Origin of the sequence: uncultured Tenacibaculum sp. (genome assembly GCF_947495995.1) — a bacterium.
GTDB lineage: Bacteria > Bacteroidota > Bacteroidia > Flavobacteriales > Flavobacteriaceae > Polaribacter.
In genome coordinates this window covers 318,638-333,836 of record NZ_CANMAX010000003.1, presented here as the reverse complement: position 1 = coordinate 333,836, position 15,199 = coordinate 318,638, and the positions used below count along the sequence as shown (strand labels likewise).

The following is a 15,199-nucleotide window of genomic DNA, read 5'->3' as shown; positions in this document are numbered from 1 at the left end:
AACAAATACAAATCATGAACATTTCACTATTTAAATCAAAATTACTACCTGTTTTTTCAATTCTTTTCCTTTTTATTTTTTGGAAACTCCCATTAGATGTTGATTATTTCGAAATTATTTTAGCAACATTATTTGTACTTCTTGTTAGTTACATTGAATTCAAATCTAAATTTTTAAAATCATTAGGTTTTCAGAAAAAAGATTTCGCATTAAACACTTTATTAATTAAAGCTCCATTATATGCAGTTGGACTATTTGCATTGTATTATTTTGTATTAGTTCCTGGAACAACTTATTTAACGAAACAACCTATAGATTTCTCTACTTTCGACACCATTAAAAACAACCCAACACTTTTAATTGTTTCATTGGTCTTCATTTGGATTTCTGCTGCTTTTGGGGAAGAAATTGTTTGGAGAGGATATTTTATGAAGCAATTTGTAAAACTTTTCGGAGAAGGGAAATTAAGTATATCTCTCAATATTATTTTATTCGGAATACTTTTCGGAATGTTACACTCCTATCAAGGAATTACAGGTCAAATCGTAACAGGAATTTTAGGCGCGACTTTATCTTTTATATTCTACAAGCACAAATACAATTTATGGTTAAATATAGCCATACATGGTTTCTTTGATTCTATAGCCATATTACTATTCTATTTTGAATTGTTATAGTAAAATTTACTCATAAAAAAAGCGAGATGAAAACATCTCGCTTTTGATTTTATCTTAGTTACAATCTTATTTGTAAACTTCTTTAATAAAGTCTTCGTAAGAAACTTCTTTACTCTTAAACTTCATGTTCTCTTTAAAGAAACCTAAAAGTTTTTGAGAAAGTAATTGCGTTTGTAAACGTTGTGCTTCTTCTTGGTTAGCTAAAACTCTACCTGCGATGTTATTTAACTCTTCCTCTTCTGGATTCATGTTTCCAAATTGAGCCATTTGAGCTTTAATAAATCCTTTAGCATAGTCTAATAACTCAGCATACTCTAAATTGATTCCGTTATCTTTCATAATCTTTCCTTCGATTAATTGGTAACGTAAACCTTTTTCAGATTTTGTATACTCTTCTTTAGCTTCTTCTAAAGTTAATTCTTTCTCTCCAGCAGTTTGTAACCACTTTTGTAAGAAAGTTTCAGGTAAATCAAACTTAGTATTCTCGATTAAATGCTCTGTAACTGCATTTAATAATTGTTGATCTGCTTGTTGTTGGAATTGCTTCTCAGCATCTTCCTTAATTTTATCTTTTAACTCAGTAACAGTTTTAACGCTACCATCAGCAAATAACTTATCAAATAATTCTTGATCTAATTCTGCTAATTCAGTTTTATTAACTTCTTCTACTGTGAAAGTAACTGTAACGTCTAAGTCTTTAGCATCTTCGTTAGAAACACCTAAAACTTGTTGTAATTTAAAGTCTTCTTCGAAAAGTTTCTTAGTATCTAACTCAATTACATCACCAGCTTTTGCTCCGATTAATTTCTTTTCGTTTTTCTTTCCTTTTAAATCATTTACTAAGAAAGTCGACTTTTTGTTAATTCCTTTTTCTTCGTTAACAAAAGTTCCAGTAACATTAGAATGCTCTTCAGCAACTTCTTGAGAAATTAATTTACCATAACGAGTTTGAATATTTTCAACCTCTTTTTCAATTAATTCGTCAGTAGCTACAATCTTATATTCTTTGATTTTGTTTTTACCTTCTAAATCAACACTAAATTCAGGAGCTAATCCTAATTCGAATTCAAAAGTGAATTGATCAGTATCCCAAGAGAAGTCATCTTTAACAACTGGTAATGGATTACCAAGAATATCTAGCTTTTCTTCAACTAAGAATTTGTTTAAACTCTCTTGTAAAAGCTTATTTACTTCATCAATCATTACGGATTTACCATATTGCTTCTTTACCATTCCCATTGGCACATGACCTTTTCTAAAACCAGGAATGTTTGCTTTCTTTCTATAATCATTTAGAACTTCAGCAACCTTTTCTTTGTAATCTTCAGCTACGATATCAACTTTTACAACTGCGTTTAACGCATCTATATTTTCTTTTGTAATATTCATGTTATGACTATCTTCTTAAAAAATTGGGTGCAAAATTAATACTTTTCTGATTGAGAACCAAGAGTTTTATAACTTTCAACTTCTCTTAAAAGCATATTTTATATTAAAACACAAAAAAAACATTTAAAAACCTCAAAATCAAAACTAAAGTTTCAACATCTTAAAAAATCAACAAGCAAATAATCTAGTCGTATAGAAATTAAATTTGATCACTTTTCTTATTTACCATAAATTAGCCAAAAAACTTAAAAAAAGATTTTCTTATTATGTTAGGAATTATTTTCACGCTTTTAATGCTAGTATTTTTACAAGCAGTTTTAGGATTCGATAACTTATTATACATTTCTTTAGAATCTAAAAAAGCGCCAGAAGCAGACAGAAAAAGAGTTCGTAAAACCGGAATTTTAATTGCAATCGGACTTAGAATTGCACTTCTTTTTGTTTTAATTTCTGTTATTGAGTTTTTTCAAAAGCCATTTTCTTGGTTAACTGGTGGAGCAAAAGACGTTGTAGAGTTTGCTTTTAACGGACACAGTATAATCGTTTTAATTGGTGGTGGTTTTATTATTTACACTGCAATAAAAGAAATATGGCACATGATTTCCATCAAAGATTTAAGTCATGATCCAGAAGCAGAAGATAATGGAAAAAAGACTGCTAATGCTGCTATCGTAAGTATCGTAATAATGAACCTAGTTTTCTCTTTCGATTCTATTTTAGCTGCAATAGGTTTAACTAGTAGTATAGAAAATCCAACTACAGCTTTTATTGTAATGGCAATAGCTATTGTAATTAGTGGTTTATTAATGTTAGTTTTAGCTGATAGAATATCTAAATTCTTAGCAAAAAACAGAATGTATGAAGTACTTGGACTTTTTATTTTATTAATTGTTGGAATCATGTTAGTTACTGAAGGTGGACACTTAGCTCACATTAAATTATTTGGTAATCCTGTTGAACCAATGAGCAAAACTACATTCTACTTTGTAATAGCTGTACTTATCGTTACCGACATTGTTCAAGGTCGTTATCAGAAGAAATTATCTAAAGAAAAACATTAAAATCACGCAACCTTTCTATGTATTTTATATCTATTCAGTAGATATAAAACAACACATATGAAAAAGTTTATTTTTTTAACAGTCTTAGTTTTTTTGAACTCTTGTAATATTACTGACGATTGTGATGACTCTATAGTCATTTACTGTCCTAATTCCTTTCAATTAAGCTTTGCTTTACTAGATAAAGACACAGATGAAAATCTTTTAACTAATGGAACAATTAGTTTAGATGATTTAAAAATTATTAATAACGCAGATAATTCAGAAATAGAATTATTCCGTGTTGATTCAAACGATAGTTTTGCGTTTTCTAATTTTATTCCAGATTCTCAAGACATAAATTACTCTGTACTATTATCTTCAGATAAAATATTTGATATAACTGCGGAAGCTACTAAAGAAACAACAAGTGGATGCTGTGATACTGTAATAAACATTACTAATATTAAACTAGAAGGAGTTGTTACAGAAATTGATAACACAGACACTTACAAAGTATTTATCTAAATTATTTTATAGCTATTTTAAACCTTTTTATAGTTCTCAAGTCTTACTAACAAAACAATAGATTATGAAGACATTAAAAACTATAATGATTGCGGTTTTTGCTTTTAGTTTCGGTTTAACTAATGCACAACATAATAGAAACGCAAAAGAGAATTTAGATAATCTTATTGCTGTTGTTACTGGAAAACAACAACTACAAAAAGACATAAATCAATTACGTTCTTTTGAACAAAAAATTAATGCTTTTGAAGACGCATTTATTAGTCATAATTCAAAACGCGTTAAAGTTTTAAAAGCTGATATTCTTTCTGATATGAAGAGAGAAATCAGACAAAGTAAACGTAAAATCAAACAAGATCAACTAGAAATTAAGCAAAGTAAAGCTGAGCTTAGAGGTTCGAAAAGAGAACTTAGAAATTCTAGAAATGATGCTATAAGGCGAAATACTTCGAAAAACAGAAGAGAGTTACGTGATGATAGACGTGACAAAAGAGACGATCGAAGAGATTTAAAAGATGATCAAAGAGATCTAAAAAATCAAATCGCTCGTACAGAAAGACAAAAAGAAATTTATCAATCAATTAGAAACTTCAATTTCTTAGCTAAAAAAGCTAATGGCAAACGTAAATTGATGACAAATTCTAGATTATTAAACGAGTTTGCAAAAACTATGAAAGCTGATATTAAAGCAACTAAACTAGAATTAAAAGAAGATTTTAAGGAAATTAATGAAGATAGAAGAGAAAGAATCGAAGACAGAAGAAGTTAAATTTCCTTGTTCAGCCTTCTTAGGCACTTTTCAGGAATAACCTTGGCTTTCGCCAAGGTTATTTTATTTATTTAAAAAAGTAATTGCTTCTTTGTAAAAATCAACAGGATTTTCTGCATGTAACCAATGCCCTGCTCTTGGTACTGTTTTTATTTCTCCTTTTGGGAAATGAGCTTTAATTAAAAAACCGTCTTCATCTAAAATATACCCAGATTTTTCTCCTCTTAAAAAAACAGTTTCACCGTCAAAAACTGTAAACGAAGGTAAAGGTTTTACGACTTCAGGATAGTTTTTCGACAATGATTTTAAATTAAAACGAAAAGCTAGAGTATCTTTTGTTTTACGGTAAGTATTTTTCAATATAAATTGACGAACTCCTACTTCTGATATTAATTCAGATAACTTTTCATCTATCAATTTTCTCGAATTTTGCACTTCAAAGTCTACAGATTCTAGAGCTTTAATAATATCTTGATGATGCGGCGGATATTCTTTCGGAGCAATATCTGCAACAATTAGTTTCTTAACCACATCTGGATATTCTGTTGCAAACAACATTGCTGTTTTTCCACCCATAGAATGGCCCAGTAAATAAATATCTTCAAGATTATGCTCTTCAATATAATTTGATAAATCTTCAACTAATAATTCATAACTAAAATCATCTGAGTGGAAACTCCTTCCATGGTTTCTTTGATCTACTAAATGGACCTGATAACCATCTTCAGCAAATTTATTCGCATGACTTTTCCAATTATCTCCCATTCCAAAAAAACCATGTAAAATAACTAATGGCTTTCCTTCTCCAACAATTTTACTATGTAATACTGAACTCATTATTTAAGTTTATCTAAATATAAATTTACTACATTTTCTAACCCTAAATAAATACTTTCAGCGATTAAAGCATGTCCAATAGAAACTTCAGCTAAATTCGGAATGTTTTCTTTAAAGAATTTGATGTTCTCTAAATTCAAATCGTGACCAGCATTTATACCTAAACCTAACTCATGAGCTAACTTAGCAGCTTCTGTATAAGGTTTAACAGCTTCTTTATTTCCTTTTGCAAACTCAGCAGCAAAATTCTCGGTATACAACTCTATCCTATCTGTTCCTGTAGTTGCAGCAGCTTCAATTAGAGCCAAGTCTGTTTCAATAAAAATAGAAGTTCTAATTCCAGCTTCTTTAAATTCTGCTATTACATCTTTTAAATACGACTGATGGTTAATTGTATCCCATCCTGCATTAGAAGTTAAAACATCTTCCCCATCTGGCACAAAAGTAACCTGAGTAGGTTTTACAGCTAAAACTAAATCTTTGAATTGTTGAATTGGATTTCCCTCAATATTATATTCGGTAGTTACAATAGGTTTTAAATCGTATGCATCTTGGTATCGAATATGACGTTCATCTGGTCTTGGATGAATCGTAATTCCATCAGCTCCAAAATCTTGAATATCTGATGCTACTTTTAACAAATTAGGAATATTACCCCCTCTAGAATTACGTAACGTAGCAATTTTATTAATATTTACGCTTAACTTTGTCATTATTGTATTTTAAGAGTACAAAAATAACGTATTAAAAGTTTTTAAACTATATTCGTAGTAATGAATATAAACGATTATATCCTTAAAGAAATAAAGGCACTTACATTAGATAATTCAGTGCTTGTAGCCGACGATTTATGTAAAGAATTACCAATAACTCATATTCCTATTGTAGAGAAAAATAAGTTAATTGGATGTTTTGCCGAGGACGATATTCAAACTATTGAAAATAAAGTAGCTAACCTTAGTGAATATACTTACCTACTTCATCAATTTCATTGTAATACAAAAACAACTCTTTTAGAGCTTATTACATTATTTGCAGAAAATGATTGTAATATTATTCCTGTATTAGATGAAAAACTAAATTATGTAGGGTATTACGAGTTGAGATACATATTAGACGTTTTTGCTGATAGTCCGTTTATGCATCAAGACAATGAAACGTTGATCGTTGCTAAATCTAAATCAGATTTTTCAATGAGTCAGGTTTCACAAATTGTAGAAAGTAATAAAGCAAAATTATTAGGTCTATATGTTTCCAAAGAAAATGCAGATAATGTAGAAATCACAATTAAATTATCTACAGAAGAAATAAATGAAGTAATACAAACTTTCAGAAGGTACGATTATGCTGTAATTTCACAACATAAAGATGATTCGTACTTAGAAGAATTAAAAGATAGAGCTAATTATCTAAGGAAATACTTAGATATGTAAATCCCCACCAAACTTTTAACAAAAGAACAATTGAAAAAAGTAGCTATATACGCGCAATCTTATTCGTTGAATGCAGAGAAAGAGATTAAAACACTAATAAAATCTCTTGAAAAACATAATATTGTAATTTTCATTGAAGAAGAATATTACAATCTTCTTACTAAACATGAAGTATTAGATAGGAAGTATCCAGTATTTTCTCACTTCAATGATTTATCAGATTCTTTCGACATGTTATTCACCGTTGGTGGAGACGGGACTATATTAAGAGCCGTAACTTACATCAGAGATTTAAACATTCCTATCTTAGGAATTAATACAGGCCGTTTAGGTTTTTTAGCTACAGTTCAGAAAAAAGAAATTAAAGAAGCCGTGACTTCTATAATGGAAGGTAAATACAGTTTACAAGAACGTTCTTTACTACAAATTAAAACAACTCCTGAAACATCTAAATTTAGTGATTTAAACTTTGCTTTAAACGAAGTTACAATTGCCAGAAGAAATACAACTTCTATGATTGGTGTTAAGACTTATTTAGATGAAGAATACTTGACAAATTATTGGGCAGATGGTTTAATTATTTCAACACCTACAGGATCTACTGGTTATTCTTTAAGTTGTGGCGGACCTGTAATTTTACCAGATTCAACAAGTTTAGTAATAACACCAATTGCTCCGCATAATTTAAATGCAAGACCAATAGTTATTCCTGAAACAACAAATATTCAATTAGAAGTAAGCGCTAGAGAGAAAGATTTTTTAATTTCTTTAGACTCTAGAATTACGACTGTACCGCAAGAGACTGTAGTTCAAATACAAAAAGCTCCATTTTCAGTAAAAACAATCTTATTAGAAAATCAATCGTATTTAAAAACATTACGAAAAAAATTACTTTGGGGTGAAGACACTCGAAATAAGTAGTACACTTAACGAAACTTACTACAATAAATCTCTAAAAATAAAGTTAATCAAAAAAGACAGATTATTAACTTTTTAAAGCAAATTCAATTCCATATATTTGCACGCTTTCAAGAGATGAAGAGGTATATTTTTACATTATTATTGGCTTGTGTTTCAAGCATTTCATTTTCGCAAATTCACGAAATTGGTGTTTTTCTGGGTGGTTCTAATTTAATTGGAGATATCGGGAGCACTAACTATGTATACCCAAATCAACTATCTGGTGGCTTGGTTTACAAATACAATTTAAACCCAAGAATTGCCTTACGCGGAAATTACAATCACATCTCTATCAATGCAGTAGACGCAGATTCAGATAATTTATTCAGACAACAAAGAGACTTTACCGCTTCTAATACTATACACGAATTAGCAGTAGGTTTAGAATTTAATTTCTTTGATTATAACATTAGAGTTAGAGAACAATCTTTTACACCTTATATATTAGCTCAGGTAGCTGGTAATAATTACCAAACACCAAAAAGACAAGAAGGAGCTGATATTCTTTTTACGAACAAGTTCTCTCTTGCTATTCCGTTAGGAGTAGGAATAAAAGGTAGAATATCAGATCATTTAGCTTACGGACTAGAAGTTGCTGTTCGTTTAACTTTTGATGATGATATTGATTACACGACTAGTGAAATACCAATACTTGACTTTGGAGGTAATGGTAACGATTTTTACACATTTACAGGTTTCTCAATAGTTTATACTTTTGGAAGACCTGCATGTTATGCAGATACAGAATAATTTATGAGCGAAAAACTACAACGTATAAACTTACATAAAATCCCAAATCATATCGCTGTTATTATGGATGGTAACGGTCGTTGGGCTAAAAAAAAGGGTATGCAACGAGTTTTTGGTCACAGAAACGCATTAACTGCTGTTAGAGAAGCAGTCGCTGGAGCCAGCGAAATTGGTTCAAAATTCATCACACTTTATGCTTTTTCTACTGAAAATTGGAATAGACCAAAGTTAGAAGTAGACGCTTTAATGAACTTATTAGTAACCTCTTTAAAGAAAGAAGTTCCAGATTTTCATAAAAATGGAATAAAAGTTAATAGTATAGGTTCTACAGAACAACTACCTAAAAGAGCGCAAAAAGTACTACAAGAAGTAATAGCAGAAACAAGTCAGAATTCTAAAATAACACTAACGTTTGCACTAAGTTACGGTAGTCGTGAAGAAATTGTTAATGCTATCAAAAACATATCTAAAAAAGTTGTTAATAACGAAATTGATATAAAAAAAATTGACGAAAAAATTATAAATAGTCATTTATATACATTTAATTTGCCCGACGTTGATTTAATGATACGTACAAGTGGGGAACAAAGAATCAGTAACTTTCTACTATGGCAAATGGCTTATGCCGAGCTTTATTTTACAGATGTTTTGTGGCCCGACTTCAGAAAAGATCATTTATTTGACGCCATAATAGACTATCAAAACAGAGAACGAAGATTTGGAAAGACAAGTGAACAGATTGATACCAATGTATAAGAATTTATTTTTTACAGTTTTTTTTATTGCTTTTACCGCAATTTTAAATGCTCAAGAATCACCAAAAGACAGTATTACTCCTAACACAAAGGAAAAAACTGGCAAGATAAATTACGAGAGAGGTAGAGAATATATTCTTGGAGGAATAACAGTTACCGGATTACAAAAGTTTAGCGAAGAAACTGTAAAAGTTTATACCGGACTTTTAATTGGACAGCCAGTTAAATTACCTGGAGATAAATTAACAAGTGCTATTAAAAAGCTTTACGACAGTAAACAATTTAGTGAAGTTGATGTTTACTTAGCTAAAATAGATGGTGAAACTGTTTACTTACAATTCGACGTTGTTGAGTTACCTAAACTTAGTAATATTAAAATTACTGGAGTTAGTAAATCTAAAGCTAAAGATTTACAAAAAGAAGCAGAACTTAGAAAAGGAGTTCAAGTAACAGACAACTTAATTGTTACTACGAGAAACTACTTCAAAAAGAAATATACAGATAAAGGTTATCTTAAAACTAAAGTATCTTTAACAACTAAAAAAGATACTAGTGATACGAATATTGTAGATATGTTTATTCATATTGACAAAGGAGATCGTATTAAAATTAAAAACATTGATTTTGTAGGGAACAAAGCTCTATCTGATGGGAAATTAAGAGGAGTTATGAAGAATACAAAGAGAAAGTTCTTAGGTCGTTTTTGGAAATCTTCAAAATATATTGAAGATGATTTTAAAGAAGATTTAGAAAGTGTTCTTGAAACTTATAGTGAATTAGGATATCGTGATGCTAGAATTTTAAGTGATAGATTAACTTGGAATGATGATAATACGATCAACTTAGAAATTGAACTTGAAGAAGGAAGACAATATAGATTTGGAGATATTCTTTTTGTTGGAAATAAAAAATACAACGATGAGTTCTTAAATCAATTTTTAAGAATTGAAAAAGGAGATGTTTACAACGGAAAGGTATTAAAAGAAAGAATTTCTGGTGATGGAACTCCAGATTCTCAAGATATTCAAACATTGTATCACAACAACGGATATTTATTCTCTTCTGTAAATGCTGTAGAAACTAGAGTTAAAAATGACTCTATCACAGTAGAAATTAGAATTAGAGAAGATGAACCTGCAACTATTGGTAAAGTAACTGTAGTAGGTAATGATAAAACTAACGATCATGTAATCTACAGAGAACTTAGGGTTAAACCAGGTGATTTATTTAGTAGACAAAATATTATTCGTTCTATTCGTGAGATTGGTCAATTAGGTTTCTTCGATACGAATGTTACTCCAGATGTAAAACCAGATTACCAAAACAAAACTGCAGATATCGAATTCTCTGTTGTTGAAAAAGGAGGAAGCCAAATTGAACTTCAAGGTGGATTCGGTGGTGGATCTTTCATTGGTACTTTAGGTTTATCTTTTAACAACTTCTCACTTAGAAATATTTTTAATAAAGATGCTTATCAACCATTACCAATGGGTGACGGTCAGAGTTTATCTTTACGTTTACAAGCAAGTAGAACTAACAGTACATATAGTTTCTCTTTTACTGAACCTTGGTTAGGTGGAAAAAGACCGCAATCGTTATCATTCTCTATTTTCTATTCGAATCAGTTTAGATTCAATTTCCAAACTAGAGATGTAGATAGAAGTCAGAGTTTAGATATTTTTGGAGCAACTATCGGATTAGGAAAGCGTTTAACATGGCCAGATGATTTCTTCTCTTTATCACAAAGTATCAGTTACCAAAGAATTGGATTAAATGATTTCCCATATAGAGTAGGATCGTCTAACGCAGTATTAAGTAACGGAAACTTAAACAACTTATCATATACAGCTGTTTTAAGTAGAAATTCTGCTGGACCAAGTTTAATTTTCCCAACGTATGGTTCTGAATTCTCGATTAGAGCTAAAGCAACTTTACCTTACTCTTTAATAAACGGAAAAGATTTATCTGATGAACCAGACGGATTAACTCCTGAAGAGCAACAAGATTTCTTAGCAGATCGATTCAAATGGTTAGAATATTATAAGTTATCTGCAAAAGGTAAATGGTATACAGCATTAGCAAAGAAATTAGTTTTAATGTCTAATTTTGAAATTGGTTTCTTAGGTTCATACAATGATGATTTAGGATTAACTCCTGTAGAGCGTTATTTTGTTGGTGGAGATGGAATTGCTCAAGGACAGTTAGATGGTAGAGAAATTGTAGGTTTACGTGGATATGAAAACAATAGTTTATCTTCAATTGATGGAGGATCTATTTATAATAAATTCCAATTAGAATTAAGATATTCTATTACAGATAAGCCTTCTGCATCTATTTATACATTAGGATTTTTAGAAGCTGGTAATGCTTACGACAATTTTAGTACATTTAACCCGTTTGAATTAAAGCGTTCAGCTGGATTAGGTGTTCGTATATTCATGCCTGCTTTCGGATTATTAGGTATAGATTTCGCACATGGATTCGACCCTTTACCTGGGTTCACAGAAAAATCTGGTTGGCAAACACATTTTATTATTGGAAGACAGTTCTAAAATACTACATTTGTAACGTTTTGGGTTTTTGGCACGGTTTTTTCTAAATACATTATAAACAATGAAAAAAATAAATCTAACGTTCGTTCTTTTACTTATTGCAGTAGGTGTAAGCGTTGCACAAAAAAATCAAAGGATAGCCTATATTGATATGGACTATATTCTTCAGAATATTCCTCAATATATAGAAGCACAAAATTCCTTAGATGATAAAGTTGCAAAATGGAGAGCTAATCTAGATAAAGAGGCCAGACAGATTGAAGTATTGAAAACGGACTTAGCTAATGAAAAAGCAATTTTAACTCAAGATTTAATTGAGGAACGTGAAGAAGACATACAAGTTAAGCAAGAAGCATTAAGAAGACTTGAATCTTTATATTTTGGACCTGATGGGGACATGTATATTTTAAGGAAGAAATTAATTCAACCAATACAAGATCAAGTTTACAATGCAGTTCAGACTATAGCATCTAGAAAGAAATATGATTTCGTTTTTGACAAATCTAGTGAACTAGTAATGCTATATTCTAACAAAAAACACGATATTAGCTCGACGGTTTTAAAACTGATCAAAATTGACGTTAAAAAACAAGCTAAAAGGGATAAGATAGCAGCTAGAAAAAAGCTATTAGATACCGAAGGTAAGTCTGAAGCAGCTAAGCAAAGAGATGCTAAAAAAGAAGCTTTAAGACAAAAGAAATTATCTGATCGTGAAGCGAAGTTAAAAGCAATAGAAGAAAAGAGACAAGCGAGATTAAAAGCTAGAGAAGAAAAGAGACGATTGCTGAAAGAAAAGAAGGAAGCTTTACGTAAAGCTAAAGAAGAAAAGAAAAAACAAGAGCAAGACGAGCAAAAAGATAAAAACTAATTTATAGAACAGAAAAGAGAACAAAAATTTTAAATTAAAACAAACATGAAACATTTAAAAACGTTATTATTAGTTGCGATTTTTACGATTGGATTAGGTGGAGCGGTGAATGCACAAAAAACTGCACATATTAATACCGATAAATTATTAGCTGAAATGCCTGAAACTAAAGCTTTAAAGGCAGAGTTAGAAAAATTACAAAAAACTTACAGAGCTGATATTGAAGGAATGTTTAAAACTTTAGAAGCTAAGTTTAAAAAATACGACGCTGAAGGAAAATCTCAAACTCCAGAAGTAAACGCACAAAGAGCTCAAGAAATTCAACAAGATAGACAAAAGATTGCTCAAGCTGAGCAAACAATGAACCAAGAGATGGCTAAGAAATATAAAGAAAAAACTGCGCCAATCTTAAAGAAAGCAGAAGATGCTATTAAAGCTGTAGCTTCTGAGAAAGGTATTGTTTATGTTTTAGATGCTGCTCCAGGAAAAGGTTTAATCGTTTTCGATAAAGGAGAAGATATCTACAATGCTGTAAAAGCAAAATTAGGATTCTAATCTATCTTAGTTAACCATATTATAAAAATCCTGCTTTAATAAAGCAGGATTTTTATTTTTGTAATAATAATGAAAGACTCAAATCGCCCTATAGGTATTTTCGACTCAGGTATTGGTGGGACTTCTATTTGGAAAGAAGTAACTCGACTTTTACCTAATGAGAGCACTATTTATTTATCAGATAGTTTTAATGCACCATATGGTCATAAAACAAAACAAGAGATTTTAGAACTTTCAATAAAGAACACAGAATTTCTAATTCAGCAAGGTTGTAAACTTATAATTGTAGCTTGTAATACTGCTACAACAAATGCAATAAAATACCTTCGTGAAAATTACTCTGTTCCTTTCATTGGAATAGAACCAGCTATTAAACCCGCTTCTTTACAAACAAAAACAAATACCATTGGTATTTTGGCAACCAAAGGAACACTGAATAGTGAATTATTCGAGAAAACCTCTTCTCTTATTGACAATAACATTAGAATCATTGAACAGATTGGTGAAGGTTTGGTAGAACTTATTGAAGCTGGTAAAATAGAAACTCAGGCTATGGATTCACTTCTGAATTCATATCTACAACCAATGTTAGATCAAAATATTGATTGTTTAGTTTTAGGATGTACACATTATCCATATTTGATTAATGCTATAAAAAAGATAACCAATAATTCGATTAGTATTATTGATTCCGGTGAAGCTGTTGCTCGACAAACTAAAAGAATTTTGGAACAACAGAACTTACTAAATGAAAGTAAAAATATCCCTTCTAAGCTCTTTTATATCAATAAAGACAAAAAGGTACTCGAAGATATTTTAAATGGCTCAGATTATACTAAAGTAGAAGAAAAAAATTTCTAAAATAACTGTCCGTTAATGTTAGGACAAGCAGCCAATCTTCTTTTAGCACAAAATAAGTTCATCCCCAAAGATATTTGGTGAAAACCTCCTTCTGAAAAAACTACGTCTCCAGATTGTTTAGTAAAAGTATAAGAGAACATATACCTCTTGAAATTAACTCCTAAGATTGGTGAAAAATACGTTGCATCTTCAAATGTATTACCACCAAAAGAAGAACGATATGATAAACCAGCCCACAACAAAGATCCTTTTAATTGCTTATAAACTTTAACGTTTAAATCAACAATTTTCTCTCCTGTTTGTTCTTTGTATTGAACCATGAAAGAAGGTTCATATTTTAGTTTAGAATTCTTTCCAAAATAATAACCAGCTCCTAAAATATAATTTCTAAGATTTAAGGCATCAAACTCAGAATTTAAATTGCTTTTAGCTGTTAAAAAAATATTCTTTATTGTTAAATAACTTGAAAATCCTCCGTAATGATACGCTAATCCGAAATCTGAATTAAAATAAAAATCACTCTCAATAATTTGACGAACTTGAGGATCGCCACTAAATGTACTTTGATCTACTTCATTTTGGACTGCTGATAATGATAAACCAAATGATAATTGATTAAAGACATTACCTTTACTCATACTTAAGTGATATGCATAAGTTCCTTGAACTGCTCTTTGCGAATGAAAACCATTTTTATCGTTAAATAAAATAGCACCAAAAGCTGCTTTTGAATCTTCTTTAAATTTTGCGTGAAAACTTAAAGTTTGTAATTGTGGTGCATTGTTAATACCTAACCATTGACTTCTGGCTGTTAATCTTATTTTTCCGCACTCTCCTATTCCGGCAGCTGCTGGATGTACTAAGTACACATTATCAGAAAGATAATCTTGATAAATAGGAAGTGTTTCTTGTGAAAAAGAAAGTAATCCGAAAAACAAAAAAGTAAGAGTAGTTATTTTATTCAATAGCTTCATTTGCAATATTAACAGTGCGCAAATATATTAGATTTCAATTCAACATACTAAAAATTAACATTAAACCTGTAACTTCTTCATTATTTTAAAAATTCGATACAAAAAAGCATAATATCATAATGAGAATCAACACAAATTTTTAATCAGAAAAAAGAAAAAGAGCTTATAAAAATATAAGCTCTTTAAGAATTAATCCCCTTTGATTATAACTTTGTCAAAACATACAGAATGAAACTGTACAACACGACCAA

Annotated in this window: 16 protein-coding genes; 12 read left to right on the top strand and 4 right to left on the bottom strand. The window is 30.2% G+C overall.

Translation table 11 applies throughout. The features are described 5' to 3' along the window. Positions 1-14: 14 nt before the first annotated feature. The gene (locus tag Q1A15_RS10700) at positions 15-677 is read left to right on the top strand and encodes a type II CAAX endopeptidase family protein (RefSeq protein WP_299623116.1); all 663 of its coding nucleotides are present in this window, start codon (positions 15-17) and stop codon (positions 675-677) included. A 66-nt stretch (positions 678-743) separates the two neighbouring features. Here the strand turns inward: Q1A15_RS10700 and tig are convergent, their stop codons facing one another. Next, positions 744-2,066 (bottom strand): trigger factor, encoded by a 1,323-nt coding sequence (gene tig, locus Q1A15_RS10695; RefSeq protein ID WP_299623113.1) that lies wholly within the window; start codon positions 2,064-2,066, stop codon positions 744-746. A gap of 266 nt (positions 2,067-2,332) precedes the next feature. Between tig and Q1A15_RS10690 the strand changes: the two genes are divergently transcribed. The 3 genes from Q1A15_RS10690 (at position 2,333) to Q1A15_RS10680 (ending at position 4,403) form a co-directional block, all read left to right on the top strand. Continuing rightward, entirely contained in the window at positions 2,333-3,127 is a 795-nt protein-coding gene (locus Q1A15_RS10690) for a tellurium resistance protein TerC (protein WP_299623110.1), read from the top strand. Between the two features lie 57 nt (positions 3,128-3,184). Further along, the gene (locus tag Q1A15_RS10685; RefSeq protein ID WP_299623107.1) at positions 3,185-3,634 is read left to right on the top strand and encodes a hypothetical protein; all 450 of its coding nucleotides are present in this window, start codon (positions 3,185-3,187) and stop codon (positions 3,632-3,634) included. Between the two features lie 64 nt (positions 3,635-3,698). Next, on the top strand, positions 3,699-4,403 hold the full coding sequence (locus Q1A15_RS10680) for a hypothetical protein (protein WP_299623104.1): 705 nt from the start codon (positions 3,699-3,701) through the stop codon (positions 4,401-4,403). 63 nt (positions 4,404-4,466) lie between these two features. Here Q1A15_RS10680 and Q1A15_RS10675 read toward each other — a convergent pair whose 3' ends face one another. Both Q1A15_RS10675 and Q1A15_RS10670 read right to left on the bottom strand, forming a co-directional pair. Then, complete coding sequence (locus Q1A15_RS10675) at positions 4,467-5,240, bottom strand: alpha/beta fold hydrolase (protein WP_299623101.1); 774 nt, start codon at positions 5,238-5,240, stop codon at positions 4,467-4,469. Next, a complete protein-coding gene (locus Q1A15_RS10670; protein ID WP_299623098.1) occupies positions 5,240-5,953 on the bottom strand; it encodes a pyridoxine 5'-phosphate synthase in 714 nt (237 codons plus the stop codon). The genes Q1A15_RS10675 and Q1A15_RS10670 overlap by 1 nt, the downstream gene beginning before the upstream one ends. A gap of 60 nt (positions 5,954-6,013) precedes the next feature. Between Q1A15_RS10670 and Q1A15_RS10665 the strand changes: the two genes are divergently transcribed. The 8 genes from Q1A15_RS10665 to murI all read left to right on the top strand — a co-directional run bounded on the left by Q1A15_RS10665 (position 6,014) and on the right by murI (position 13,974). After that, the gene (locus Q1A15_RS10665) at positions 6,014-6,673 is read left to right on the top strand and encodes an acetoin utilization protein acuB (RefSeq protein WP_299623096.1); all 660 of its coding nucleotides are present in this window, start codon (positions 6,014-6,016) and stop codon (positions 6,671-6,673) included. A gap of 30 nt (positions 6,674-6,703) precedes the next feature. Continuing rightward, on the top strand, positions 6,704-7,594 hold the full coding sequence (locus tag Q1A15_RS10660) for an NAD kinase (RefSeq protein ID WP_299623093.1): 891 nt from the start codon (positions 6,704-6,706) through the stop codon (positions 7,592-7,594). Between the two features lie 114 nt (positions 7,595-7,708). Continuing rightward, positions 7,709-8,383: a DUF6089 family protein gene (locus Q1A15_RS10655; protein WP_299623091.1), complete on the top strand. Its 675-nt coding sequence runs from the start codon at positions 7,709-7,711 to the stop codon at positions 8,381-8,383. A gap of 3 nt (positions 8,384-8,386) precedes the next feature. Beyond that, entirely contained in the window at positions 8,387-9,139 is a 753-nt protein-coding gene (locus Q1A15_RS10650; protein ID WP_299623088.1) for an isoprenyl transferase, read from the top strand. After that, positions 9,132-11,690: an outer membrane protein assembly factor BamA gene (gene bamA, locus Q1A15_RS10645; protein WP_299623085.1), complete on the top strand. Its 2,559-nt coding sequence runs from the start codon at positions 9,132-9,134 to the stop codon at positions 11,688-11,690. The genes Q1A15_RS10650 and bamA overlap by 8 nt, the downstream gene beginning before the upstream one ends. A 61-nt stretch (positions 11,691-11,751) precedes the next feature. Continuing rightward, positions 11,752-12,558, top strand: a complete 807-nt coding sequence (locus Q1A15_RS10640) for an OmpH family outer membrane protein (protein ID WP_299623083.1) — start codon at positions 11,752-11,754, stop codon at positions 12,556-12,558. A 45-nt stretch (positions 12,559-12,603) separates the two neighbouring features. Then, positions 12,604-13,113, top strand: coding sequence for an OmpH family outer membrane protein (locus Q1A15_RS10635; protein ID WP_299623080.1), 510 nt, complete (start codon positions 12,604-12,606; stop codon positions 13,111-13,113). A 69-nt stretch (positions 13,114-13,182) separates the two neighbouring features. Continuing rightward, complete coding sequence (gene murI, locus Q1A15_RS10630; protein ID WP_299623077.1) at positions 13,183-13,974, top strand: glutamate racemase; 792 nt, start codon at positions 13,183-13,185, stop codon at positions 13,972-13,974. On the opposite strand, the gene Q1A15_RS10625 is transcribed toward murI, so the two are convergent. Further along, positions 13,971-14,948, bottom strand: coding sequence for a type IX secretion system membrane protein PorP/SprF (locus tag Q1A15_RS10625; protein ID WP_299623074.1), 978 nt, complete (start codon positions 14,946-14,948; stop codon positions 13,971-13,973). The two genes, murI and Q1A15_RS10625, sit on opposite strands and share 4 nt — an antisense overlap. Positions 14,949-15,199 lie beyond the last annotated feature (251 nt).